Below are 25493 nucleotides of genomic sequence, written 5' to 3' on the forward strand. Positions count from 1 at the left end.
GTCTATTCCAAAATGCCTTTTGGGACAGACTCCAAGACTATATTATTTTTCCTTCAAAAAAGTACGATCCTTCAAGAATAAATTCCAGAAGAAAATAAATCCTGGTAATAAAATTGCAATCCCAATTGCGTATAGAATGAGCAGTGCATAGAACGTTTCTGTCGTTGTGAAGCTTGTAAATACAGTTACGTCAGGATAAATAATATACGGTAAATGCGCGACGCCGTAAGCGTAGCTTGCAAATGCATATTGAGCGACGACAGCTAAAACGGCAATGCGAGGGTATCCTAGTGTATTGTATTTTTTGTTTGTCCACCAAAGGGACGAGTATCCGATAACGAATAAAACAATAGAAACTGTAAACCACGGGAATTGCTTTATTAATCCTTGCATAAGCCAATGTGTTTCTGGGTCCATTACAACGAGGGCGATGATTGCTGTAACGAGCGTTGCAGGACCAAGAATGATAGCATTTCTTCTATAAATTCTATACGTATCTTCTGAACTTTGTTCTCTCGCAAAATCAGCAAGAAAGAGAGAGGAGAGAAATAGTTCAGACGTTAGTCCGAAGAGCATATAACAGTAGATAACCGGGCTAGAAAGAAGTTTTCCATACAGGAGTACTTCTTTTCCTTCAGACATTGTAATATAGGCTCCCTCTGTAACGGGTAAAACGGTAATTAATAGTGCTGGAATTAAGAGACCAGTAATACCTGAAATAACCCGAAGAAGGTACTGATATTTTGGTAAGGAGTAAGCAAATACCATAAACGTACTACGTACTGCAACGAGCACTAAAATTAACATAACTGGTACGAACATTACTGTCGCAAGAGTAAAGGCCGCTTTCGGAAAGAAGCCGAGAAATGCGACAACGACGAAAACAAGAAACGTATTTGTTACTTCCCAAGTGGGTGATAAGTACCGATTCGCAAGTTTGGCAGCGAGAGTTGGATGTTTGGCGTATACCATGCCCCAAAAACCAGCTCCAAAATCGATGGACCCTAATATACTGTATACGAAAATAAGGGCCCATAAGATGATGATTGCAATACTTTCCTCATGCATGAGAATCGCCTCCTTGGTGTTGTAAATCATTCTTTAATGGATGTCTTCTAAAGAATGTCCGTAGAACAATGACTGTTAAAATAGCGAGTCCAATATATAAAATGATGAACAAAACAAATAAAGGACCGACGAAATCGGCGCGTGTAGATGCATCGACGGTACGTTGCATACCATAAATTGTCCATGGTTGACGACCGCTACAACTGAAAATCCATCCGAATTCAATACCGAGCATCATAATTGGTCCGCATGCGGCAGCCCCCCAAAGTAGCCACTTCGGTAGTTCTGTTCCCTTTTTTCGGTAAACGAAGTACCAATATAAGAGTGCAATTGCTGCAACTGCAAAGGTAAACGCAGCGGTGCCGACCATTAAGTTGAATAGTGTATGTGTATAAAATGGTGGCCATGTTTCTTGTGGGAATTCATTTAGACCTTTTACGACAGTGCTAGGGTCTAGTCCCACTAATAAGCTAAGCATGTTTGGGATTTCAAGTGCATAGTTTAGTTCAAGTGTATTAGGATCCACAACCCCGCCAATGGATAGCGGTGCGTGTGATGTCGTTTCAAATAAAGCTTCAGCAGATGCAAGTTTTTCAGGTGAGTGTTTATGTAGGGCGATTGCCGATTCGTGCCCTGAAAGCCACATCGTAGCGCCTGTAATAAATGTCACGACAAGCCCTAATAGTAGCCCCTTTTTATGATAAGCAATTTCACGTGTACTTAAATTTTTCTTCAATAATTTAAATCCAGCGATAGAAGCAATGACAGCCGCACCAGTTGCATAAGCCGTAATAACGACATGGAATGCACTTGTGCCAAAACTCGGATTAAAGAAAGCTTTCCAAGGATCAACGTTAAAAACAGATCCATCTGGATTCATTGAAAAGCCTGCTGGTGTATTCATCCATGTATTTGCTGATGTAATGAGCACGGCGGATGCCGTGGCACCAAGCATGACGAAAAATAGCGAGATTAATCTCATAAATGGAGGAAGTTTATCAGCTGCATATACGTAAATCGACATGAATAAAGCCTCCAAAAAGAAGGCAAAAATCTCAATTTGGAAGGGAACAGAAATAACTTGCCCAACAATTTTGGCGAAACCAGGCCAAAGAAGTGAGATTTGCACACCAACAATTGTTCCAGTTGGAATTGCTACACCGAGAAGAATAGCAAACGCCTTTGTCCATCTTTTCGCCATAATGGCATAGTCGGAGTCTTTCTTCCAGTGATAGAGTATTTCGCTTATAAAAATCATCAATGAAAGACCGACCCCAAGTGTTGCAAAGATAATGTGGAATGCTAATGAAGAACCAAAAAATGCTCTTGCTAATGTTACCGTATCCATATGTAAACTCCTCTTCTTTTTTGCCATTATTTTCTGATTGAATTGGAAGATTTATTCAAAAAAACTACCAAAAATATATATGTATTTAAAAAGTGAATATGATAATATAATGTTGTAATATTTTGAATAGAAAGAAATAAATAGTTGGTCATGTTTTGTTTGTTTTTTGCTCAGGAATCTTTTATAATCTTTTATGCGAACATAAGTTCTGTTTTTCGGAATCAAGAAGTTTATGTGAAATGGAGAGGGTGTTTTATGTATCCTGAAGTCATTAAAAAGATGGCATTTTCAAAAGAGCATAGAGATTTATTATTGAAGCTATATAATAAAGAAATTACACGTCGTGAATATGATCGACTTGTACAATCGCTATATAAACCTTCTAAAGAGGTTTGCGGGGGATAGAAATGCGGGAGACAATCTAATAGATTGTCTTTTTTAAATTTATGTATGTTCTGATAAAATTAAGGTTAGCCTTACTAGGGAGGTGAAAAGATTGCGGAAACGTTTATATATAGGGATTGGAGTTATCTTCTTAATCGCTTTAGGTGGAATTGTATTTTGGTCAGCTTTACAAGGAAACCGTACAGAAAATTTTATTTTAAGACATATGGTGAATGACAATGGAACACTTGCCACGTATCGTTTAGTAGATACTAAGGCAGGTACGGGTGAAGCTAAGGGACGTGAAGCTTTATCAGAATCGGCGGGATTATGGTTACAGTATACACTTGATAAAGATGATCAGGCGTTATTTGATGAGCAAGTAAAGGTTATTCAAGATAATTTCATATATAAGAATCATATCGTTTTATGGAAACTCTCTGAAAAGGGAGAGAGGCAGTCAGCTACAAATGCACTTATAGATGATCTTCGTATTATAGAACAATTATATCGTGCTTATGAAATGTATAAGGAAGAGCGTTATAAAAACCTTGCCGATCAATTAAGTGATGCTGTACTTCGTTATAATAAAAAAGATAATTATTATGTTGATTATTATGATGCAGATGCAGGAAAACAAAATAATTTTGTAACAACATCATACATAAATCCGCGTGCATTCTCCTATATGAAGAAGTACGGCAAAGTTTCTGCTCAGCAATATCAGGAAGTCGTTCAATTTTTAGCAGATTATCCAAGGCATGGCTGGGCATTCCCAAAAGAGTATAAAGAAGATGGTACATTTACGTACGATAAAGAAGTGAATCTTATTGACCAATCATACGTTGCATATCATCGAAGTTTAGGTGGTCTTTCATCAGCCGCTTATTTGGAATTTATAAAGAAGAAGTTCCAGGAGGATGGAAAGCTATACGGTCGTTACAATTTAGAAACGGGAAAACAAACTGTGAATTATGAATCGCCGGCCGCGTACGGACTAACGATTTTGTACGTACTACAAACAGGTGATACAAAGTTTGCGAAGGAATTGTATGATCATATGGCCACATTCCGAAATGACAATGTATTTAGTAGATATTACGGTGGATATGTAACAGGTGAAAATAATAATACGCATATTTTTGATAACGTATTGCCGCTTTTAGCTGAAATGGAATTAAAAAAGAGTGAACAATAAAAGGTGCCACCATATGAGGGTGGCACCTTTTATTTGTTCATATAATTTTATGTCCTAATATTAGAGAAGTAGTCAATCACGAATTCACGGAATTGCTGAGCTGTTTTTGATAAGTAGCGTTTTTTTGACCAACTTAATCCGATGGTTCGCTGACAAGTGGGTTCAATAATACGCAACTTGCTTGATGCTAAAGTAGAGTTTTTTAATAAAGTTAAACTTGGAACAAAAGCGATGCCGAGACCTTGCTTAATGAGGTCGCTAATTACGGTCGGTTCATCGACTTCAAAAGCAATATGCGGAGTGAAACCAGCTTCTTTACAAAATTCATCTGTTAAGTGCCGAAATCCATAGCCAGTGTTCATACTAATGAACGGTTCGTCCTTTACTTCATGGAGGTGGATATTTTCTCGGCCTGATAAACGATGGCCTGAAGGGACGACTAAGAAAATTTCTTCTGTAATAAGTGGTTCCCAAACAATTTCTTCTCCTTCAATTGGCACAGAGGAGATACAAAAGTCAATTTCTATATTATCTAGTTGTCGTTTCATAGAAGGAGTGGATGCCAGAAATTGTTGGAACCGAACGTTAGGATGTTCTAGTAAAAAAGAGCCAAGTAGTTCTGGCAATATTCTCGGAATAGAAACGGCTAGTGTAATAGAGCTTTGTTGTAATTCGGCTAAATCTTTAATTTCTCGTTCCCCTTCGCTTAATTCATGAAAAATACGCTCTACTCGTTTCAAAAATACTTTTCCGAAAGAATTTAAAGTAATCTGTCGACCTTGGCGATCAAATAAAGGGACGCCTAAATCCTTTTCGAGTCTAGCGATTGTTTTGCTGAGTGAAGGTTGTGCGATATGCAATTCTTCAGCTGCCTTTGTCATATGTTCTAGTCGTGCCACTGTCTGAAAGTATTTTAACTGGAGCAGTTCCATTTCGAGTCTCCTTTCTATAGACCAAAAGGAATGAATTAATAATTAAAGATGTATTATACAGTATGGAAAGTGACGTGTATAGTAAATCTGTTAAACCATTCTAATAGTGTTAAATTCGGAGAAGGAGTATGTTTCATGAAGGGAATTCAACTTGTATTTAAAGATTGGAAAGCGATGTGGCACCATAAACATGGACGTATCGCTTTAATTTTTTTATTAATCGTTCCGTTAATTTATTCAGGATTCTTTTTAGCCGGATATTGGGATCCGTACGGAAAATTAGATAAATTACCTGTTGCGGTTGTGAATTTAGATAAAGGTGCTGCGATGGATGAGAAAACAATTCATGCAGGAGACGATTTTGTAAAAAATTTAAAGGAGAATAAAGAACTGGCTTTTCATTTCGTATCAGAAAAAAATGCTGATGAAGGGCTAAAAGAAGATAAGTACTATATGGTTGTTACGATTCCAGCTGATTTCTCTAAAAAGGTAAGTACACTTATGGATGAGAAACCAGAACCAGCACAATTGCAGTACAAAGTAAATCCGGGTAAAAACTTTGTAGCAGCGCAAATTGGAACGACAGCTGTTGAAAATATGAAAACAAAAATTTCAAATAGTATTACGAAATCTTATACAGAAGGTGTGTTTTTAAAGTTTCAAGACTTAGCACAAGGGTTGAGTGATGCAAGTAATGGTGCTGGGAAGTTACATGAAGGAACGACAGATGCAAGAAATGGGGCAAATCAGCTTGCAGATGGTATTCATCGTTTAAGTGACGGGACATCAAAAGTGAAAGAGGGAAGTGAAAAACTTGCTTCTAGCAAATCAGCCTTAACTGACGGAGCGAATGAGCTAAGTCAAGGAGCAACTTCACTTCATAGCGGTATGGAGTTATTAGCACAAGGTGAAAAAACGTTACAATCAGGGGTTAGTGAATTAAGTGCTGGTACAAATGAATGGGTGAGCGGAAGTGAGAAGCTTGCTGAAGGCCAAGTAAAAGCGGATGGTGCAGCTAATAGTATAAAACAACAATTAGAAGAGTACGTGAAAAATCATCCAGAAGTGCAGCAAGATCCCGCTTTTCAAAAAATTGTTGCTACGTCTGATGGACTAGCTAAAGCAACAAATACTTTAAATAATAGCCAACAACAATTGACACAAGGTGCGAAGAAGATTGCTGACGGTCAACATAAGATTGAAGAAGGCATGAATACATTCGGAGTTAAGTTAAATGAAGCTACTGCTGGAACGAAAAAGGTAGCAGATGGTGCATCGAATTTGGCTGATGGATTTACGAAGTGGGGAAATGGGTTTACATCATTGCAAGAAGGTGTAAATCAGCTTGCGAGTGGTGGAACGGAGCTGAATAACGGTGCTGGTAAATTAACAAATGGACTTGTTAAACTTGATGATGGTGCGAAAGAACTTTCTACGAAATTGGGAGAGGGCGCAGAGAAGATAGCGGATGTTCGTAATGATGATGCACGTAATACGATGTTCTCAGAGCCAGTTCAGTTAGTGAAGTCAACAGTTTCTGACGTGCCTAACTACGGTTCAGGCATTGCGCCATATTTCTTATCACTTGCATTTTATGTTGGCGGAATTATGGCATCGAATATTTTACCTCTTGGCCGCAGACAAAATATGAAGGTAAGCGGAACGGTACATTTTATTAATAAACTAGGATTGGTATATTTAATTGGACTTATTCAAGCGCTACTCGTAGATGTAGTTGTGCTAGGTGTTATGAAATTAGAAGTCGCAAGTGTGCCACTCTTTGTTTTATCAAGTATTGTTATTTCCTTTACGTTCATGACATTTATTCTTATGTTAGTAACAGTATTTGGTCTTGTTGGAAAGTTCTTAGCGGTAACCCTTCTTGTCCTGCAATTAGCGACGAGCGGAGGTACTTTCCCAGGAGAATTAAACATAGCTGTTCTTAGCAAAATTGGACAGTTTCTCCCAATGTCTCATTCTCTTAGAGGATTACAAGATGTTATCTCTTTAGGAGATTGGTCGCAATTACAAATGCAAATTTTAATGTTGTTATGTTATCTCGTTGTTGCCGGTGGAATTGCTTGGATCACGAGTCATATACAGCATAGAGAAACGAATGTAGAACAAGTTTCTTAAGATGAAATAAGCTATCCGATTTTTTCGGATAGCTTATTTTTTATTTACGTTCCATTACTGCAAAGTAATTATTTTCATTATCAGCAAAGTTGAATGCTCTACCAGTAGGTAAATCTACAACCTGTCCAACTGTGACATTTTTCTCAGAAAGATCTTTATATAGACGGTCTAAGTCATTTGAGAAGAACATAAGTGAAGGTGTATTTAGGTTTAGTTCAGGTTGCATCTTCGCGATTAACGCTTTATCGTGAAGGACGATGCTTGTTCCTGCTTCTTTCGCCGGTGCAATTTCAATCCAGCGGAAGCCATTTCCGTTATTTTCTTCCGCAATGATTTGGAACCCTACTTTTTCTGTCCAAAATTGTACTGTTTCGTCTTGGTTATTTACATATAGCATAATTTGTCCAACTTGATTAATCATAGGTGTCTCTCGCTTTCTTTTTATATGCGTATCATTATATCAAATATATGGCTTGAATAGTTTTTTATGATTTTTTCGGAATACAACCTTCGTCCATTTCATCTTTGTTGTAGGAGAAGGACCTGTAATCCAAGTATGAAATGGTATTGTGCTACAAATGACCATTGTTGAAATAGAGATAATAGCCGTTAACACAAATAGTAATAGGCTATATAATATAGTATTTTCTTGCAGTGTGAATAAAGAAAGAAACTTTGTGCATAGTTGCAAGAAGAATAAGTGAGCTAAATAAGCACCATACGTGTAATTTCCAATGAAACGTAACGTTTTATATAAGAAACCACGACGCTGTACTATCATAATAGATAACACATACAGTATGATAATTTCGCATACGATATATAAAAACATAGATGGTTTTAAATAGGTAGAAACAGTTAAATGAATAGAGTTTGCTCCGTAAAAACTAAACAACTCATAATTGATGAATAAAAATAAGATGAAAAATAATATTGTTATAAGCGGGATATGTTTCATGACGAATAGACGCCAAGTTTTTAGTGCTACAGCGGCAATGCCACCCATAACGAAATAGAATGAGTAGAATAGAAATGATCGATCTGTATAATGTAAAATTGTTGAGCTTGTTAATTTTTCTCCATTAAAAATATAGTGAGAAGAGAACCACATTAATAGAAAATATAGGCAAGCGAAAAAGGTCATATATTTATATATGTCTTTTTTATTTTCTGTTCGTTTTTGAAACCAATAAAAAAGTGTGCATAGTAAAGGGAACAATAAGTGAATTTGGAACATCATAATAACGTACCAAAGATGGGGCGCGGCTGTTCCGAGTAATAAACTTTTTATTCCGCCTTGTAATGTAATAAGATCATTTGTTGTTAATAAGTAAAGAATAGACCAAAAGAAATAAGGAATGAGTAAGTGTGTCGCTTTTTCAGAAATATATTCTTTATATACTAATTGCTTCGTATAGTGACGAATTAAGTGAAATCCAACGATAAATATGAATGCTGGTGCTGAGAATTTTGCAAGATTAAATAGCATGCCCATAATGAGGGATTGCTCAAGTAAGACATTTCCTTGATTCATTGTATATAATAAGGAACTTTGCAAAACGACAGCGAGAAATGCAATGCTTTGCAAAACTTTAAATTCAGGTGCGCTTTGTGTCATCGTTTCCATCTCCTTTTCCATACATGATTATAGTACGGAGAATGGATAATGGATGTGGAATATTTGTGAAGATTTTAACAAATTTGTGGCGAGAGAGAATGAGTGGTATCGACTAATCAATAAATAAAGACAAAAAGAGGATGCTCTAAACGAGCATCCTCTTTCTATTAAGCAAATTTGTTTTTGATCCAATTCTTACCTTCTACAAGGCGAGCTGTCATTACCGCACAAGCGTTATCTGCTGTTACGTTTAACATCGTTGCAGGTGGATCAATGATTGTACTAATTGCTGCGATAATTGGCAGTGCTTCTGGCGGGAAACCGTATAGAGATACGATTAACATTTCACCAATCATACCACCGCCTGGAATAGCACCCATTACTGTTCCTACTAATAAAGAAACAACAAGTGCGATTGCTAATGTTTTCGGCCCTTCGAATTCCATGTTGAAAATACCGAATAAGAAAGCAATTTTTAATACGCCACCTAAAACAGAGCCGTCTTTATGAAGTGTAGAACCAAGAAGGACAACTGTTTCACGAACGTCTGAAGAAATACCCATTTTCTTCGTTGCTTCTAAGTTCGCTGGAATACTTGCGGCACTACTACAAGTTGCAAGTGATGTAACTGTAGGAGAGACCATGTTCTTCCAAAATACTTGTACACCTTGCTTGCGACCTGCAAGGTATGCATAGAATGTGAAGAATACAAAGAAATAAATTAGAGAAGCTGGATAGTATACCATTGCCGCTCGGAAGTAAGTTCCAAGAAGTTGTGGTCCGAATTCACCAACTAATGCTGCGAAGTAAGCAGCAAGTCCGATTGGGGCGTAGTACATAATGAAAGATACAACCTTCATTGAAATCTCTGCACCAGCCTGTAGGAATGTAGCGAATGGCTTTCCTTTTTCGCCAACTGCTGAAGTTGCAATCCCCATTAAGATAGAGAAGAAAATAAGAGCTAACATATTTTCACGAGATAGTAACTTCGAGAAGTCAGATACTGTTAAAATACCGACGATTTGATCTGCAACACTAACAGCTTTGCCGGCTTTGTCAGGTTGTGTTAGTTCTAGTACAACACCTTGTGCTGGCGGGAATATTTTCACAACAATAATCATAAAAATAGCAGCTAAAATACTTGTAAATAAGAAAGTCCCAGCCATACTAGACATAATTTTACCGAAACGTTTTAATCCATCCATATTAGCAATAGACGATGCGATGCTAAAGAACACTAGAGGTACAACAATCGTAAACATTAAGTTTAAGAAAATGTCACCAAGCGGCTTTAAAGCAACTGCATCGGCACCCATGAAATAACCAATGAAACCACCAATTAGGATAGAAGATAATAAAATAAGTGGAAAGCGATATGCCTTCATAAATATATCCTCCTATCAATTAAAAAAAGTCATACTGAATCATTATAGCGAGTTAGAGTTCTCTTTACTAGGAGAATACGGATAGATGGAATAGCGCGAAAACCAAGAAATTTTTGTTTTTAAGCTCGGCATACAGCAGGAAATCTAGACATATATATTTGTAACCTAGTGGTGGCAAGGAGTGCACCATAATTTAGGTAGAGAAAAAAGGGGAGGGAAGCGGGATGAATATTTTACTTTGCTGTGCAGCGGGAATGTCTTCCAGTTTGATTGTTACAAAGATGGAGAAAGCAGCAGAGGCAAGAGGGATAGAAGTGAAAATCTGGGCAGTATCAGGTTCTGAAGTGAATAGTCATATTGATAAAGCTGATGTCCTTTTACTTGGACCGCAAGTACGTTATTTATTACCGAAAATGAAAGAATTATGTAAGGATAAAGGGATACCTGTTGATGTCATTCAATCCGTTCATTACGGACTTTGTAATGGAGAAGCTATCTTGCAAGCAGCTTTGTCAATGAAACCATGAGGAGAGTGGGATAGATGATACGGTTTTTAGAGAAGTACGTGATGCCAGTAGCAGGGAAGGTTGCAGAGCAGAGGCATTTACAAGCAATTCGAGATGGAATTATTTTAACGATGCCTTTCTTAATTATTGGATCGTTTTTCCTCATTATTAGTGCACTGCCAATACCCGGATATAACGAGTTTATGGCAGGTTTGTTTGGTGAGAATTGGCAGAGAGCTTTAGGGTATCCAGTTAGTGCAACTTTTAATATAATGGCTTTAATAGCTGTTTTTGGAATCGCTTACAGGCTTGGAGAGTATTATAAAGTGGATGCTTTAGCATCCGGGGCATTGTCGCTTGTGACGTTTTTACTTGCGACGCCATTTCAAGTTGCATATATTATACCAAGTACAAAAGAAAGTGTACTTGTAGAAGGCGCTATCCCAGCTGCATTAATGGGAAGCCAAGGGTTATTTGTAGCAATGATTATTGCACTTATATCTACTGAACTTTATCGATTTATTGTACAAAAAAAGATAATCATAAAGATGCCAGAGACAGTTCCACCAGCTGTCACGCGTTCATTTGCGGCACTTGTTCCAGGATTTATTGTTGTAACAGTTATTTGGATTTTACGCTTAATTATAGAAAATACTTCTTTTGGCAGTATCCATAATATTGTAGGACAAATTTTACAGGAACCACTTAGTGTACTTGGTGCTAGTCTTTGGGGCGCAATAATAGCAGTTATTCTCGTTCATGTTCTTTGGTCGTGTGGAATTCATGGTGCTACTATTGTTGGTGGTGTAATGAGCCCCGTTTGGTTGTCGTTAATGGATCAAAACCGAGTCGCTTTTCAAGCTGGGCAAGATGTACCAAATACGATTACGGCACAGTTTTTTGACTTATGGATTTATATGGGCGGTTCTGGTGCAACGCTTGCTCTAGTTGTTGGAATGTTACTATTTGCACGAAGTCAACAATTAAAAAGTTTAGGGAGATTGTCAATTGCACCTGGTATATTTAATATTAATGAGATGGTAACTTTTGGTATGCCGATTGTGATGAACCCACTTTTACTAATTCCATTCATATTAGTTCCAGTTGTGTTAACAATTGTTTCGTACTTTGCAATGGAATGGGGATGGGTCGCACGTCCGAGTGGGGCCGCTGTACCTTGGACGACACCTATTCTTTTTAGTGGATATTTAGGATCGGGCGGGAAAATTTCAGGTGTTATTTTACAACTTGTTAACTTTGCGCTAGCATTCTTCATTTATTTACCGTTCTTAAAAATATGGGATAAACAAAAACTGGCGGAAGAAAAGGGGGAGTAAAGAACTAAAATGGATACGATAGAGACGAAAGCTTTTCATTTAATCTTGCATGGGGGAAACGCGAGAAGTTGTTCAATGGAAGCAATTGATTGTGCGAAGCGTGGGGAGTTTACAGAAGCTGAAGCTAAATTACAAGAAGCACTAGAGGAATTAAAAGAGGCGCACCGTGTACAAACGGAGCTTATCCAGAAAGAAGCTGGTGGTGAAAAGACCGAAGTTACTCTTTTAATGGTACACGCACAAGACCATTTAATGAATGCAATTACGGTGAAAGAATTAGCGAGTGAGTTTGTAGAGTTATATAGGAAGATGTCGGCGGATGAATGAACCTTGCTTATGCAAGGTTTTTTTATCTCGAATTAACGGGCAGTAAAACTCCCACTAATTAAAATTTCATTTTATGTATGTGCCTGTACCATCAGTGGAATGTTCATCCCACTGATGGTATTTTACAATCCTCCTTTTTTCGGATGAGTAAGAGTTATAATTAATCGGCAGTAACAATTTCTCCTATACCACGAATTAATCTTTTTATATGCATCCGTTCCGGTTTTAATATATTTACGATATAATCAATCGCTATTTGTGGTTCAACGGTTGTACCGCAAGTATAACAGTCAATAGCCGCAAAATTTTGTTCCGGGTAAGTGTGAATGGAAAGATGGCTTTCTGATAATAACACTAATACAGTAACACCATATGGCTGGAACTCTTTTTTACTTACGTTTAAAACATGGGCACCAGAGCAATCTGCAGCGTTAACTAAATGGTATTCTAAAAAGTGAATATCATCTAATAGGGAAAAATCCACTCCCCATAAATCCACTATTATATGCTTGCCAAAGGTAGAGTATTCCATAGGGCAGCACTCCTTACTATTAATATCGTCAAAACTTCATTTCCTGTTTGTAGCATTGATGTAAGATAAGATTTGATTCTGAATTTAAAAGAGCGAGGTTACGTTGTTCTAGATGTTCTTCTTTAAATTGAAATAAAGGAAAAAGAATAGCAGGCAATGTTCGAGGAGTTGTTACTACATATAATTGTTCAATTTGATCGAGTACATGTGCAGAATTAGCAGCGATATGAAATCCCCAATCAGTTCCGAAAGAAGGGACTATTGTATGATAGCTTTTTACAGTTAATCCAGCGTGTTCAATTGTATTACCGATACTCCAATATACTAGAGGTGCATCAGCAGGTGAATTAGATTGACAGACAAAAGCACCATCTTTTGTTAAGAATGTAGCTATACGAGCAAATAGTTCGCTTGTATATAAAGTACTTAACAACTCTGTCGCTGGATCTGGAAAATCAATAATGATTACATCGTATAAAGATGAAGGTGAATTTAGAAATTCTTTTGCATCGCATACGTGTGTATTTACACGATTATCAAAAAATGCACTTTTGTTTAAAGAAACTAATTCTGGAACATTACGAGCCATATCAATCATCAATCCATCTAAGTCAACAAGGTCTACATGTAGTACAGTTTCATATTTTAAAACTTCTCGCAGGGCAAGACCATCGCCACCGCCTAATATGAGAACACGTTTTGGATCAATTACTTTTGACATAATTGGATGTACAAGTGCTTCATGATAAATTTGCTCATCGACGGAGCTGAATTGTAGTTGCTTGTCCAAGTATAAGCGAACATCGTTTACTTGGACTAAATTAATATTTTGGTAATTACTCTTTTCTTTAAATAAATTTGTATGTTCACCAGCTTGTATTTCTTTTAAAGAAATTTCATCCCATACATCTAAGTTGTGTGAACTTGTTTCTATTATGGGTTCCAACTGTTCTTGTTTATTTTGTTTTTCCTGTTTACCATGTTTGTCTTGCTTATTTTCTGTTTCCTGCTGTTCTAGTTTAAATTTGTCAGAGTCTAATTCAGAACGCTTGTCCTTTTTATAGCTTGTTATTCTATAAATCTTTATTTTGCTTTGTTTTCTATGTTTTGGCATAGGAATCCCCTTTCGAATTGTGTTATTTTATTCTATTTTATTTTATGTAATCTAGTAGAGTTTGCTTGGACAATAGAATAGATGGAAGACTGAGCCCAAGAAAATGTTGTTTTTTACTAGATTCCTACGATAAAAAAGTTTTTTTAGTGTTTTTTCATATTAAACACAACTAGACAACTAAACACTAATCTATTTTCATACAGTTATGTGTTAAAAGCGTGTTGTTTTATAACACACTGTGTGTTTTTTGAACGACACACTAATTGAAAGCGTTAACACACAAAGAAAACAGTCGAAAAAGCACTGATTTTAGTGGTTTTAAAAAGTTGGCACGCTAATTGCATTAATAAATAGCGTAAAGAAAAATAAATAAAACATAAATTTTTTATACTACACAAGGGGGATTTTCAAATGAATATTTTATTATGTTGCTCAGCAGGGATGTCTACAAGTTTACTAGTTACAAAAATGGAAGCGGCTGCAAAAGCTCGCGGTCTAGAAGGAAAGATTTGGGCTGTATCTGGGGATGCAGTAAAAACAAATATCGATCAAGCAGATGTATTATTATTAGGACCACAAGTTCGTTACATGCTTTCTTCAATGAAAACGCTTGCTGATGAGAAAAACGTTGGAATCGACGTTATCAATCCAATGCACTACGGCATGATGAATGGAGAAGCAGTTTTAGATCACGCATTAACACTTAAAAAATAATTAGGGGGGAAGCGAAATGCAAAAGTTTATTGCATTCATGGAGAAATATATTGTTCCTGTCGCTGGTAAAATCGGGTCGCAACGTCATTTAGCTGCGATCCGTGACGGATTTATCGCAGTTATGCCACTTATTTTAGTTGGTGCACTGGCATCACTAATTAATGGTTTTCCATCTGAGGCTTTCCAAGATTTCATGAAAGGTTTGTTTGGTGAAACGTGGAAACAAGTTGGCGGTGGAATGTGGACTGGTTCTTTCGCGATTCTAGCACTAATCATAGCATTTACAACAAGTTATAACTTAGCAAAATCTTACGGCGTTGATGGTTTGTCAGCAGGTATTATTTCATTTGGTGCGTTAATTATTCTTACGCCAACAACACCGAAAGAAGGCGGATTGAACTTAGCTTGGACAGGTGCACAAGGGTTATTCGTAGCAATTATTGTGGCACTCCTTGTTACTGAAGTATTCCGTTTCTTCGTACAAAGAAACATTACTTTTAAAATGCCTGATGGAGTACCACCAGCAGTTTTAAGATCTTTCGCAGCTATAGTTCCAGCATTTGTTATCTTAACAGTAGTTGCAGGTATTCAATTAGCAGTGAAATTAGCTGGTACAAGTGTTCATGAATTTATCTTTAATACGATTCAATCACCACTGCAAAGTTTAGCAGGGACATTACCAAGTGCAATTGTCATTGTACTCCTTGTTCATCTTCTTTGGTTCTTCGGTTTACATGGTCCAAATATCGTTGGTGGTATTATTGAGCCGTTATACTTACCAGCATTAGAGAAAAATATGAAGTTATTCCAAGGTGGCACATCTGCATTTGATGTTCCAAACATTGTTACAAAACCATTCTTTGATACTTTCGTATATCTTGGTGGTTCTGGTGCAACATTAGCGTTCTTAGTAGTTGTATTACTTGTAGCAAAAAGTGCACAATTACGCGGTGTATCCCGCTTATCAATTGGTCCAGGTGCATTCAACATTAACGAACCAGTAATCTTTGGTACACCAATTATTTTAAATCCAGTTTTATTCTTGCCGTTTATCATAACACCAATTGTATTGGTAATTACTTCTTATACAGCTATATCTATTGGTTGGGTACCAAAAACAGTTGCAATGATTCCATGGGCAACACCACCAATTATTAGTGGTTATCTTGTAACAGGTGGGCATCTTTCAGGTGCAATTCTACAGTTATTCAACTTTGTAATTGCGATGGTAATCTACTATCCATTCGTTGTATTGTGCGATCGTTCTGTTGTTCGTACTGAAAAAGCAGCAGCACAAGGAAATAACAACTCTGTACCTATGTAACACAGTAATTGTTCTCACAGATAACACTATCTGTGAGGACAATCACCTTTATATCATGTTCAAAAAGATGAAACTCATCTACAAGAACACCAAACTATCATTCATAAAATAATAATGTAATAGAAATGTTCAAACTGAAGGGGTATTTAAATCGGTTGAACCTTATAGAGAGGGCGGTAATTATGATGACTACAGCAGAACAAATTCCATTCCAATTGATTTTAAATAGTGGTAACGCACGAAGCTTTGCGATGGAGGCACTTCAATTTGCCAAACAGGGGAAAATGGTAGAAGCAGATGAAGCGATGGTAAAGGCAAAAGAAGCGATTAATGAAGCGCATCATTTCCAAACAGAGCTCATACAATCAGAAGCAAGAGGAGAAAAAACAGAGGTTAGTGTTCTTTTAATTCACGCACAAGATCATTTAATGAATGCGATTACAGTGAAAGAATTAGCAGCAGAGTTTATCGATCTTTATAAAAAGCTTGAAGCGAAAGGGGAATAAAGCATGACTGGAATTAAAATTGCTACAATCGGCGGTGGATCTAGTTATACACCAGAGTTAATTGAAGGATTTATTAAGCGTTATGATGAACTGCCTGTTCGTGAAATTTGGTTAGTAGATATTGAGGCAGGAAAAGAAAAGTTAGAAATCGTTGGTAACTTAGCGAAACGTATGGTGAAAAAATCAGGTTTACCAATCGAGGTACATTTAACACTTGATCGTCGCGAGGCATTAAAAGATGCTGACTTCGTAACAACACAACTTCGCGTTGGTTTATTAGAAGCACGTGCAAAAGATGAAGCAATCCCATTAAAATATGATGTAATCGGTCAGGAAACGAATGGTCCTGGTGGTTTATTCAAAGCGTTGAGAACGATTCCTGTTATTTTAGATATTTGTAAAGATATGGAGGAGCTCTGTCCGAATGCATGGTTAATTAACTTTGCAAATCCAGCTGGTATGGTAACAGAAGCTGTTCTTCGTTATACAAATATTCAAAGAGTAGTTGGTCTATGTAACGTTCCAATCGGAATTCGTATGGGTCTTGCAAAATTACTTGAAGTAGATGCGAGTCGTGTTCACGTTGATTTCGCAGGTTTAAATCATATGGTATATGGATTAGACGTATATTTAGATGGCGTGAGTGTAATGGACCGTGTGTTAGAGCTTGTGACAGATCCAGAAAAGCAAATTACGATGGAAAATATCGCAGCGCTTAACTGGGAACCAGACTTTATTCGAGGACTTCGTGCAATTCCATGTCCATACCACCGTTACTACTACAAAACACGTGAAATGTTAGAAGAAGAGAAAGAAGCTTCTGTTGAAAAAGGTACACGTGCAGAAGTAGTAAAACAATTAGAAAATGATTTATTTGAGTTATATAAAGACCCGAACTTAGATATTAAACCACCACAATTAGAAAAACGTGGCGGAGCTTATTATAGTGATGCAGCATGTAGCTTAATTACGTCTATTTACAATAATAAAGGTGATATCCAGCCTGTTAATACACGAAACAACGGAACAATTGCAAGCTTACCACATGATTCAGCTGTTGAAGTGAACTGTATTATTACGAAAGAAGGCCCAAAACCAATTGCAGTGGGAGATCTTCCAGTACCAGTTCGCGGTTTAGTACAACAAATTAAATCATTTGAGCGCACAACAATTGAAGCTGCTGTTACAGGGGATTATCATAAGGCGCTGCTTGCTATGACAATCAATCCACTTGTACCATCAGATAAAGTTGCAAAACAAATTTTAGATGAAATGTTGGAAGCACATAAAGAGTATCTTCCGCAGTTCTTCAAAAAGGTAGAGAAGTAAAAGCGGCGCTATTTAGCCCGCTTTTTTTATTCTATTAGGAGGTATTATGATGATTAAGTTAATTGTAAATGCAGATGATTTCGGTCTTACAGAAGGTACAAATTACGGCATTATTGATGGGCATATAAATGGACTTGTAAATTCAACGACGATGATGATGAATATGCCAGGAACAGAGCATGCGGTACGCTTAGCGAAAGAGTACAACCTACTCGGAGTAGGCGTACATCTCGTATTAACGGCAGGAGAACCACTGTTAAAGGATGTACCGTCACTCGTAGGGGAAAACGGATCGTTTCATAAACAAAGTGTTGTAAGGGAAGGGAATATAAATCCAGAAGAAGTTGAGAGAGAATGGACTGCTCAAATTGAGAAGTTTTTATCTTACGGATTAACACCAACTCATTTAGATAGTCATCATCATGTGCATGGTTTACCGATCTTACATGATGTTCTTGAGAGATTAGCGGCTAAATATAATGTTCCGATTCGTCGTTGTGAGGAAGATAGAGCGGTGCATCCATTTTCTGATGTGTTTTACAGTGATTTTTATGCGGATGGTGTGACGGAAGATTACTTTGTGAAGTTAAAAGAAAGAGTACAAGGTGAACAAACGGTAGAAATTATGGTTCATCCAGCATATATTGATCCAGAGCTTGTGAAGCGTTCTTCTTACGTAATGGATCGTGTGAAGGAATTGCGTATTTTAACAGAGAGTGAGTTGCCAGAAGGCATAGAGCTTGTGAAGTTTTAATAGAAAAAACGACGGCTACATCATGCCGTCGTTTTTTATTTATAAAATGGACAGAATATATCCGCCAAAGGCTCCCAGTATAACGATAACCCAAGGTGGTGTTTTCCAAAAAGCTAGTAAGCAAAAAAGAAGCGAAGCGAAAACGAAATCTGAAGCATTTATAACTGTACTTGTCCAAATAGGATCGTAAAAAGCGGCAATTAAAATACCAACAACTGCGGCGTTAACACCAAGTAGTGCGCCTTGTATGAATGATATTTTTCTCACACTGTTCCAAAATGGTAAAACACCAATAATGAGTAAGAAAGCAGGGAGGAAAATCGCAATTGTTGCGAGTGTTGCCCCAAGCGTCCCGTTTAATACTGCTCCTATATAAGAGGCGAATGTAAATAGTGGTCCTGGTACTGCTTGTGTTAATCCGTATCCAGCTAGGAACTGTTCTTTCGTCATCATTCCGTTTTGTACGAACTCACCTTCAAGAAGGGGCAGCACGACGTGTCCTCCTCCAAATACAAGTGCGCCAGAACGATAGAAACTATCAAATAAAGCGATGTAATAAGAAAACGGTCTTAATATCGGTAGCAGCAGTAATAGTCCAAAGAATAAGACGAGACAAGAAACTGCTATCTTTTTTGAAATAGGTACTTTTATATTTTGTGATTGGCTAATTGGTTGGTTGCGATATAAAAACCAGCCGATAAAGCCACATATTATAATAAGGATGACTTGTGTCCAACTACTTGGCCATAATAAGGCAATTGCGGCAGTTACAATCGCAATCGTCGCACGGTTGCGATCTGGAGTTAACTTTCGCGCCATTCCCCATATGGCATGAGCGACAATAGCTACTGCTACAAGTTTTAGTCCATGAATCCAGCCAGCACTTCCAAGATCGAACTGATTAAGGAATGAGGCGAAGAAAACCAAAACAAGTACAGACGGTAAAGTGAATCCAATCCATGAAATAATAGCTCCTAATAGTCCGCCTCTTAATAATCCAACCCCCATACCGACTTGACTGCTGGCAGGACCAGGAAGGAATTGACATAGCGCTACTAAATCTCCATAGCTTCGTTCATCCATCCATTTTCTTTTTTGCACGTATTCGTGGTGAAAATAGCCGAGATGAGCGACAGGACCGCCGAATGAAGTAAGTCCTAATTTAAATGAGACGAGAAAAATCTCTAATAATGTGTGAAAGATGTGTTTGTTTTTTTTCAAAATAACCTCCTATAATGTTTTTCTATGTGCATTATACAAGAGACTTTCAATCTACAGGAACGATTTTAATGTAAAGATTTTGTGAATCTTTTCTTTGTAATTAAAAATTGAAAAAGTCATAAATGATTATGTCTAAACCATAAAGTAGTAGAAGTAGTGCTGGGAAATTTATATAAGGAGAATGCCTTATGACAACACATTTCTTTGCCAGGTTAACAGGTAAGAGGGAAGTGCCTCCTGTAAATACAGAAGCTTTTGGGGTAGCAGAGTTTATTTTTAGTGATGATTTAACGAAATTGCATTACAGAGTAATACTAAAAAATATAGAAAAGGTTACATCGTGTCAAATTCATTTAGGGAAGTCTACTCAAATTGGTCCTGTTGTTTTATATTTGTATGGTCCACTGGAGCAAGGGATTAGTTTGAACGAGGGAAGTATTACTGGTGTAGTGAATGTAGAGGATTTTGAGGGACCTTTACAAGGGAAATCATTTGTACATTTACTTCAAGAAATTATTCAAGCAAATGTATATGTTAATGTCCATACGAAATCACAAAAAAGAGGAGAAATAAGAGGGCGAGTTAGAAAAGTAAAGAAGTAGATGAAAAGGCTGTCCATATGTTGGAACAGCCTTTTCTCATTATATAAGGTGCTAGTTTTAGCGATTATTGTCGGTAAATCGATATGTTTTGAAAATCGCCGATATAACTCACGTTACGGTCGATATTTTTAAAAACGGCCTCAATTAATTTTTAACAGGCTGATTTTTAATAAAGAAGTCCATAACGTAAAATACTTCGTCATCAGGTATTTGTATTTCAAATGTATTTTCAATCGGTTGCAATGCTTTTTTTACTTTCATATACATCCAGTATTCATCTTGTCTTCTTTTCTCTTTATCAGGGTGAGGAAGAAGGCTTTCTCCTTTTTGAAGACGGTCAACCATACAGCTCATATGCAGAATAACCCCCATTAAGCTATCAGGAGTTAGCTGTAAGGAAATTAATTCTTGAATTGTATTTAATGCGTAACGAATTGTTTTAATAAGTAATGCCCCATCGTTACGCTGCATTTGTTGTTCAAGAATATCCGCCATTTTTGCATATGTTTCTTCATACGTAATTAATTCTTGAATGGGCTGAATTGCTGTGTAGTTTACGATGTCTTGGAAATGATATGTTAAGCACGGCACTTGCACATCGAAATTCGTGACGATACAAATGATATTACGCTCTTTTTTTATGTTCTCGATCATTTTCGTTAAATCTTTTTCATGGACGATACTAATCGGAATAATTTCAATTAAGTCTTTATCAAATCGTAAATAGTTCTCTAACATTTTTTGAATAGCTAAAGCACTTCCTTCACCAGTTAAACAAGCTGTTAAAATAACAGATTTCATTGGAGAGAGAGGTTTTTTCTTTTCTTCTTGTACGTTTAAGTAAAACGGTGTTAAATTTTTTACTGTTTCATACAGCGCATCTAATGAATAACCGAGCTGAGCTTTTCGAGCTGCTTCTAGTGCATGTGGTGTGCTCGTCATCGAGAGAACACGTACAGGGATTTTGAACTCAGTTTCTAATATGTCACCGATATAAGCAAGTGACCCCATATCGACAAGTAAGAGAAGCCCATTTACATTTTGTAGTGTTTTCATATACACTTTCACACGTTCCAAGAAATCTTTCGGTGATTCGTGTAACGGCATATCAATACCGGTTACTTCCTCAATACCGAGAAGTTCGTTTGCAACGTTTGCCATTTCAGTTGCGATGCCATTACCGTGTGCTAATATTAATACTTTTACTTCTGTTTGTGAGGCAGGAATTGGATCAACAACGAAGAACATTGTTAAAAAGCCAGCTTCATCAATAGGCATTGTTATTTGTAATTCTTCCTCCAATAGTTGAATGCATTGCATAGCTACGGAAAAAGCTTCTTTATATTTCGTACGAATTTGATTTAATTGTGGGTGATGTATTTGTTTTCCGCTTTGTAAACGTTGTAGAGTTGTCTGTACATGTAAACTTAAAGCAAGAAATACTTTTTCATCAAACGTCTTAGATAAATGCTTTTCAGCAAGTTCCGCTATTTTTTCACATACGGAAACGATATTACGATCCACAATTTTAAAAACATTTTCATGGCTTGTTTTTTTGGATATTTGGTTAAAATATTGTACGAAAAAGCTTTGAACATCATTTTCTATTAGTAATTCTAATTCTTCCTCTTCAATACCACGTGCTTGAAGTTCTTCGTATTTATAATCAATATAATCGTAAATAGAAGAGCGTTTTTCATCTTCTGTTTTATGATTACTCCAACCTTCCTCACCTGTAAATACAAATGTTTCATTTGGTATTTGGTATAAGTGACGGCTCTTTCTTTCAATGAACAACCCTTCTTTCATATACCAAGGTAAATCTGTACTTGAAACATAGACAGAATCACGTTTCTTTGTGACCAAATCAGAATAGGCTTTCGCACATGCAATTTGAACATCTGTTTTTAATTGACCGATGTTATTGGGACAATTGTAAAAGACGAAAGCACGCATTGCATTTGGGCTAACGTGAATGTCTTTTCGCAGACGAATTGCTTCATTTGTGAAAAATAGCTGTAGTAAAGCAAAGCGCTCTTTATGTGTACGCTCACGAAGTGGTGGCAGCGTAACAGTCATCGGTATACGTCTTGTAAATGTTTTTAATAAAAATGAATTTGGTTCTTCTGTTGTTGCAGTAATGATTAATACTTGTGCTTTACGTTCGTTCTCTGTTTCTCCAAGGCGGCGGTATACTCCGCGGTCAATAAAGGTGAAAAGCATTTCTTGTCCCTCTGGAGGCAGGCGATGTACTTCATCTAAGAAAAGAATTCCTTCATGTGCTTTTTCAATTAACCCTTTTTGATCACTTGCTCCTGTATAAGCTCCTTTTTTAATCCCAAATAATTGCCCGAGTAGTAACTGGGGATTATTTGCATAATCAGCACAGTTAAAGACGATAAATGGTGCATCTTTGGGAAGCTGTTCAACTTCAATTGCATATTCGTGCATTAAAGAAGCAAACATAGACTTTCCGACCCCTGTTTCTCCCAGTAGTAAAGTATGCATACCGTTTGGAGGATAGAGAATAGAAGCTTTCGCTTTTTCAATTGCAATTTTAAGGCTCGTATTTTCAATTGCAAATGTATCTAATGAAGTTATGCCTTTTGAATGCGTTTCCAACGAAGTGTTCGTTTCTATGTAAAAACGAACAGGTCGCGTATTTGTTTTTAATAAACGTTTATCTTTTACAAGTTTGTTTAAATCGCTACTTACATTGGCGCGATCTAGTTGCAGAAATGTAGCGAGTTCTGATGCGGTTACACCTTCTGTATAATTGCCTTTTTGTATTGCGTTGAAAATGAGATCTATTCGTTTCATTTCTATTCACCTCGAAACTTCATCACTATTTAAAATTTTACACAAAAATGGGAAGGGTGGGAAGAGAAAAATAAAACAGCTTTAGCACATAGGCACTAAAGCTGTTACAATCTTGTGTCTTTCCAAAAATTTACCTTGAGATGAGAAGAAGGATTATAGGGAAGAAGTTTGTATCCTTGTGACTGTAAGTAATCAATTACTTTTGGCAGTATTTGTACGGTTACACTCGAATCATGCATTAAAATGACTTCGACTTGTTCATCACTTTGATTACGTACTCTTTCGAGTATGGCAGAAGGATTGTCATAGCTTTTCCAGTCGTATGTATCGATCGTCCAATCCCACATTTTATACTGGGCCGATACAAGTGCGTCACGGTAATTCTTCTTTAAATAAGGCATACTACCATATGGAACGCGAACGAGATGTGTATTTAATTTCGTAACTTGCTGGACAATGCTTTGTGTTTGCTCCATTTCTGCAATTAAAGTGGAAGGGTCACCAGTGTAAAGGCGTTTTACATCATGTGACATACTGTGAAGTCCGATATAATGTCCGTCTTTAATTAATCGTTGCATTGTCTTTTTATAATGTGGTACTTTTCCACCAATAACAAAGAAAGTTGCTTTTCCGTTCTTTTCTTTTAAGATGTTTAAAATTTGTGTAGTATATTTGTTTGGTCCGTCATCAAATGTTAAGTACGCAATTTTTTGTGTAGGAGAAGTTGTTTCAGTATTTGGATGATATTCAGCAGGAATAACAGTTGTTGCTTCAGTATTAGATGATACGTACATAGTAATCGTTAAAAATAAAATAATACATTGAAATACTCGCTTGATCATAACATTCACCCTCAGTTTCACAATCAAGATGTAAAAAAGAAAACTTGATACTTTTCTTATTATGTATATCTTTCTCCAATAGAGGAACTCTCAAACAATCTATATTTTGGAAATATAAAATGAGAATAAAAAATAGCATCCTCTTATAAGAAAGAGGATGCTATTTGAATATTTCATAATTGAAAAGGCTATACTACAATTAGTCTTCGCGTTTTTTCACTTTTTTATAAAAGGAAATGATTGGTTTGTAGCGTTCATGTACAAGCCCGATTATTTCAGCGATGATTTCTGTGAAGAAAATCAAAGCGAAAAGAAGAATAATGGATAACCATAACGTTGCAGTAGTAAAAATAATGGCATTTACACTAAAGAAAATACCGAATGCGTATATAATTAGTACCGTTTTGCGATGAGAGAATCCCATTGCAAGTAAGCGGTGATGTAAATGCGATTTATCTGGTGCTGAAATAGGTTTTTTATTTACGATACGACGGATGATTGCAAATATCGTATCAAATATAGGTACACCTAAAATGATAATTGGAACGATAAAACTGAATAACGTTACACTTTTGTATAATCCAAGTAACGATATAACAGAAATACAGTATCCTAAAAATAGTGCTCCTGTATCTCCCATGAAAATTTTTGCTGGATGGAAGTTGTAGAATAAAAATCCAATTGTACTTGCTAATATAATTAATGCAAGTGGCAAGATAATAGCTGTTCCAGTACCCCATGGGCTAGTGAAGGCCATATATGCTAGCGTTGCAAGTACGATAGATGAAATCCCAGCAGATAATCCATCTAAGCCGTCAATTAAGTTGATTGCATTCGTAATACCTACAAGCCAAAATACTGTAATTGGATAAGCAAGCCATCCAAGTTCAGTATCCCCAATGAATGGGATATATAATACTTGCACTAATAATCCACTTTTTACAATCATAATGGCAACTAACAGTTGTCCACCGAATTTTACTCTCGCAGATAACTCGTACATATCATCTAAAATTCCGATGATTACAATGATAATTGCACCTAGCGTTATCGATAACATTCTTTGCTCATATAAGCCACCGACAACAAATCCTACAGCTACACCAATAAATATTGCTAACCCGCCAAGACGTGGCATAATCTTTTGGTGCACTTTACGTGCGTTTGGCTTATCTGTCGCTCCTATTTTAAAAGCTAATTTAATAACTAAAGGAGTAACGACAAGTACAGTGATGAAAGATGCCAAAATGGCATAAATCACTTGTGAGTCCATTAATACCCCACCCTTTATAGTCTAACGTAATTTTTTTTTTTGAAAATATATTTATCTGAAAATTATGATGTTTGTTTACAGGCTCATAACATATGGTATCACAAAAAGATTAGAATTCAATCTTTTTTTCTTTTTACGGTTAATGGAAGCGAATAAAATATATGACAATTGTATATAGAATGTTGAATCATATAAGAAGGTTAATCGTACTGGACTTCGGAAT

24 protein-coding genes are annotated in these 25493 nt (G+C 36.7%); 12 read left to right on the forward strand and 12 right to left on the reverse strand.

What is annotated here, in order from left to right:
• Positions 1-42 precede the first annotated feature (42 nt).
• Both ACTFRM_RS22760 and cydA read right to left on the reverse strand, forming a co-directional pair.
• Positions 43-1068, reverse strand: a complete 1026-nt coding sequence (locus tag ACTFRM_RS22760; RefSeq protein ID WP_000544187.1) for a cytochrome d ubiquinol oxidase subunit II — start codon at positions 1066-1068, stop codon at positions 43-45.
• On the reverse strand, positions 1061-2416 hold the full coding sequence (gene cydA / locus ACTFRM_RS22765; RefSeq protein WP_000381985.1) for a cytochrome ubiquinol oxidase subunit I: 1356 nt from the start codon (positions 2414-2416) through the stop codon (positions 1061-1063). Before cydA ends, ACTFRM_RS22760 begins: the two co-directional genes overlap by 8 nt.
• Positions 2417-2671: 255 nt before the next feature.
• Here cydA and ACTFRM_RS22770 point away from each other — a divergent pair, with 255 nt between their 5' ends.
• Both ACTFRM_RS22770 and ACTFRM_RS22775 read left to right on the forward strand, forming a co-directional pair.
• Complete coding sequence (locus tag ACTFRM_RS22770) at positions 2672-2821, forward strand: hypothetical protein (RefSeq protein WP_000283180.1); 150 nt, start codon at positions 2672-2674, stop codon at positions 2819-2821.
• Between the two features lie 91 nt (positions 2822-2912).
• Positions 2913-3998, forward strand: a complete 1086-nt coding sequence (locus tag ACTFRM_RS22775; RefSeq protein WP_001231662.1) for a hypothetical protein — start codon at positions 2913-2915, stop codon at positions 3996-3998.
• 47 nt (positions 3999-4045) lie between these two features.
• Here ACTFRM_RS22775 and ACTFRM_RS22780 read toward each other — a convergent pair whose 3' ends face one another.
• Positions 4046-4930 carry a LysR family transcriptional regulator gene (locus ACTFRM_RS22780; RefSeq protein ID WP_000421926.1) on the reverse strand — a complete coding sequence of 295 codons (885 nt, stop codon included), beginning with the start codon at positions 4928-4930 and terminating at the stop codon, positions 4046-4048.
• A 135-nt stretch (positions 4931-5065) separates the two neighbouring features.
• Here ACTFRM_RS22780 and ACTFRM_RS22785 point away from each other — a divergent pair, with 135 nt between their 5' ends.
• On the forward strand, positions 5066-7066 hold the full coding sequence (locus ACTFRM_RS22785) for a YhgE/Pip family protein (RefSeq protein ID WP_440043605.1): 2001 nt from the start codon (positions 5066-5068) through the stop codon (positions 7064-7066).
• A 40-nt stretch (positions 7067-7106) separates the two neighbouring features.
• Here ACTFRM_RS22785 and ACTFRM_RS22790 read toward each other — a convergent pair whose 3' ends face one another.
• The 3 genes from ACTFRM_RS22790 to ACTFRM_RS22800 all read right to left on the reverse strand — a co-directional run bounded on the left by ACTFRM_RS22790 (position 7107) and on the right by ACTFRM_RS22800 (position 10069).
• A complete protein-coding gene (locus ACTFRM_RS22790; RefSeq protein ID WP_000610162.1) occupies positions 7107-7487 on the reverse strand; it encodes a VOC family protein in 381 nt (126 codons plus the stop codon).
• Between the two features lie 39 nt (positions 7488-7526).
• Positions 7527-8684 carry an acyltransferase gene (locus tag ACTFRM_RS22795; RefSeq protein ID WP_000194332.1) on the reverse strand — a complete coding sequence of 386 codons (1158 nt, stop codon included), beginning with the start codon at positions 8682-8684 and terminating at the stop codon, positions 7527-7529.
• A gap of 167 nt (positions 8685-8851) precedes the next feature.
• Positions 8852-10069 (reverse strand): dicarboxylate/amino acid:cation symporter, encoded by a 1218-nt coding sequence (locus ACTFRM_RS22800; protein WP_000649362.1) that lies wholly within the window; start codon positions 10067-10069, stop codon positions 8852-8854.
• Positions 10070-10293: 224 nt separating this feature from the next.
• On the opposite strand from ACTFRM_RS22800, the gene ACTFRM_RS22805 reads away from it, so the two are divergent.
• The 3 genes from ACTFRM_RS22805 to ACTFRM_RS22815 are packed head-to-tail and all read left to right on the forward strand — an operon-like array spanning position 10294 to position 12239.
• Positions 10294-10596 carry a PTS sugar transporter subunit IIB gene (locus tag ACTFRM_RS22805; RefSeq protein WP_001023543.1) on the forward strand — a complete coding sequence of 101 codons (303 nt, stop codon included), beginning with the start codon at positions 10294-10296 and terminating at the stop codon, positions 10594-10596.
• A 14-nt stretch (positions 10597-10610) separates the two neighbouring features.
• Complete coding sequence (gene celB / locus ACTFRM_RS22810) at positions 10611-11912, forward strand: PTS cellobiose transporter subunit IIC (RefSeq protein WP_000617789.1); 1302 nt, start codon at positions 10611-10613, stop codon at positions 11910-11912.
• Between the two features lie 9 nt (positions 11913-11921).
• Complete coding sequence (locus tag ACTFRM_RS22815) at positions 11922-12239, forward strand: PTS lactose/cellobiose transporter subunit IIA (RefSeq protein WP_000379643.1); 318 nt, start codon at positions 11922-11924, stop codon at positions 12237-12239.
• 160 nt (positions 12240-12399) lie between these two features.
• Here the strand turns inward: ACTFRM_RS22815 and speD are convergent, their stop codons facing one another.
• Positions 12400-12771 (reverse strand): adenosylmethionine decarboxylase, encoded by a 372-nt coding sequence (speD, locus tag ACTFRM_RS22820; protein ID WP_000456814.1) that lies wholly within the window; start codon positions 12769-12771, stop codon positions 12400-12402.
• Positions 12772-12799: 28 nt separating this feature from the next.
• Positions 12800-13885, reverse strand: a complete 1086-nt coding sequence (locus ACTFRM_RS22825; protein WP_173600705.1) for a polyamine aminopropyltransferase — start codon at positions 13883-13885, stop codon at positions 12800-12802.
• Between the two features lie 411 nt (positions 13886-14296).
• Here ACTFRM_RS22825 and ACTFRM_RS22830 point away from each other — a divergent pair, with 411 nt between their 5' ends.
• From ACTFRM_RS22830 to chbG, 5 genes are all read left to right on the forward strand, one after another.
• A complete protein-coding gene (locus tag ACTFRM_RS22830) occupies positions 14297-14599 on the forward strand; it encodes a PTS sugar transporter subunit IIB (RefSeq protein WP_001023567.1) in 303 nt (100 codons plus the stop codon).
• Between the two features lie 16 nt (positions 14600-14615).
• Positions 14616-15923 (forward strand): PTS cellobiose transporter subunit IIC, encoded by a 1308-nt coding sequence (celB, locus tag ACTFRM_RS22835; protein WP_001168822.1) that lies wholly within the window; start codon positions 14616-14618, stop codon positions 15921-15923.
• Positions 15924-16105: 182 nt separating this feature from the next.
• Complete coding sequence (locus ACTFRM_RS22840; protein WP_000989059.1) at positions 16106-16429, forward strand: PTS lactose/cellobiose transporter subunit IIA; 324 nt, start codon at positions 16106-16108, stop codon at positions 16427-16429.
• 3 nt (positions 16430-16432) lie between these two features.
• Positions 16433-17758 (forward strand): 6-phospho-beta-glucosidase, encoded by a 1326-nt coding sequence (gene celF, locus ACTFRM_RS22845; protein WP_000145750.1) that lies wholly within the window; start codon positions 16433-16435, stop codon positions 17756-17758.
• 49 nt (positions 17759-17807) lie between these two features.
• On the forward strand, positions 17808-18512 hold the full coding sequence (chbG, locus tag ACTFRM_RS22850; RefSeq protein ID WP_000593496.1) for a chitin disaccharide deacetylase: 705 nt from the start codon (positions 17808-17810) through the stop codon (positions 18510-18512).
• A gap of 39 nt (positions 18513-18551) precedes the next feature.
• Here the strand turns inward: chbG and ACTFRM_RS22855 are convergent, their stop codons facing one another.
• On the reverse strand, positions 18552-19733 hold the full coding sequence (locus tag ACTFRM_RS22855; protein WP_440043606.1) for a chromate transporter: 1182 nt from the start codon (positions 19731-19733) through the stop codon (positions 18552-18554).
• 188 nt (positions 19734-19921) lie between these two features.
• Between ACTFRM_RS22855 and exsM the strand changes: the two genes are divergently transcribed.
• Positions 19922-20335: an exosporium regulatory protein ExsM gene (gene exsM, locus ACTFRM_RS22860; protein WP_000207046.1), complete on the forward strand. Its 414-nt coding sequence runs from the start codon at positions 19922-19924 to the stop codon at positions 20333-20335.
• Between the two features lie 144 nt (positions 20336-20479).
• Here exsM and ACTFRM_RS22865 read toward each other — a convergent pair whose 3' ends face one another.
• The 3 genes from ACTFRM_RS22865 to ACTFRM_RS22875 form a co-directional block, all read right to left on the reverse strand.
• Positions 20480-23155, reverse strand: a complete 2676-nt coding sequence (locus ACTFRM_RS22865) for a PRD domain-containing protein (protein ID WP_000820971.1) — start codon at positions 23153-23155, stop codon at positions 20480-20482.
• A gap of 104 nt (positions 23156-23259) precedes the next feature.
• Positions 23260-23997: a polysaccharide deacetylase family protein gene (locus tag ACTFRM_RS22870; protein WP_000597149.1), complete on the reverse strand. Its 738-nt coding sequence runs from the start codon at positions 23995-23997 to the stop codon at positions 23260-23262.
• Between the two features lie 199 nt (positions 23998-24196).
• On the reverse strand, positions 24197-25270 hold the full coding sequence (locus tag ACTFRM_RS22875; protein WP_000378318.1) for a glycosyltransferase family 4 protein: 1074 nt from the start codon (positions 25268-25270) through the stop codon (positions 24197-24199).
• Between the last annotated feature and the right edge of the window lie 223 nt (positions 25271-25493).

Origin of the sequence: Bacillus cereus group sp. MYBK227-1 (assembly GCF_051916325.1) — a bacterium.
Lineage (GTDB): Bacteria > Bacillota > Bacilli > Bacillales > Bacillaceae_G > Bacillus_A > Bacillus_A cereus.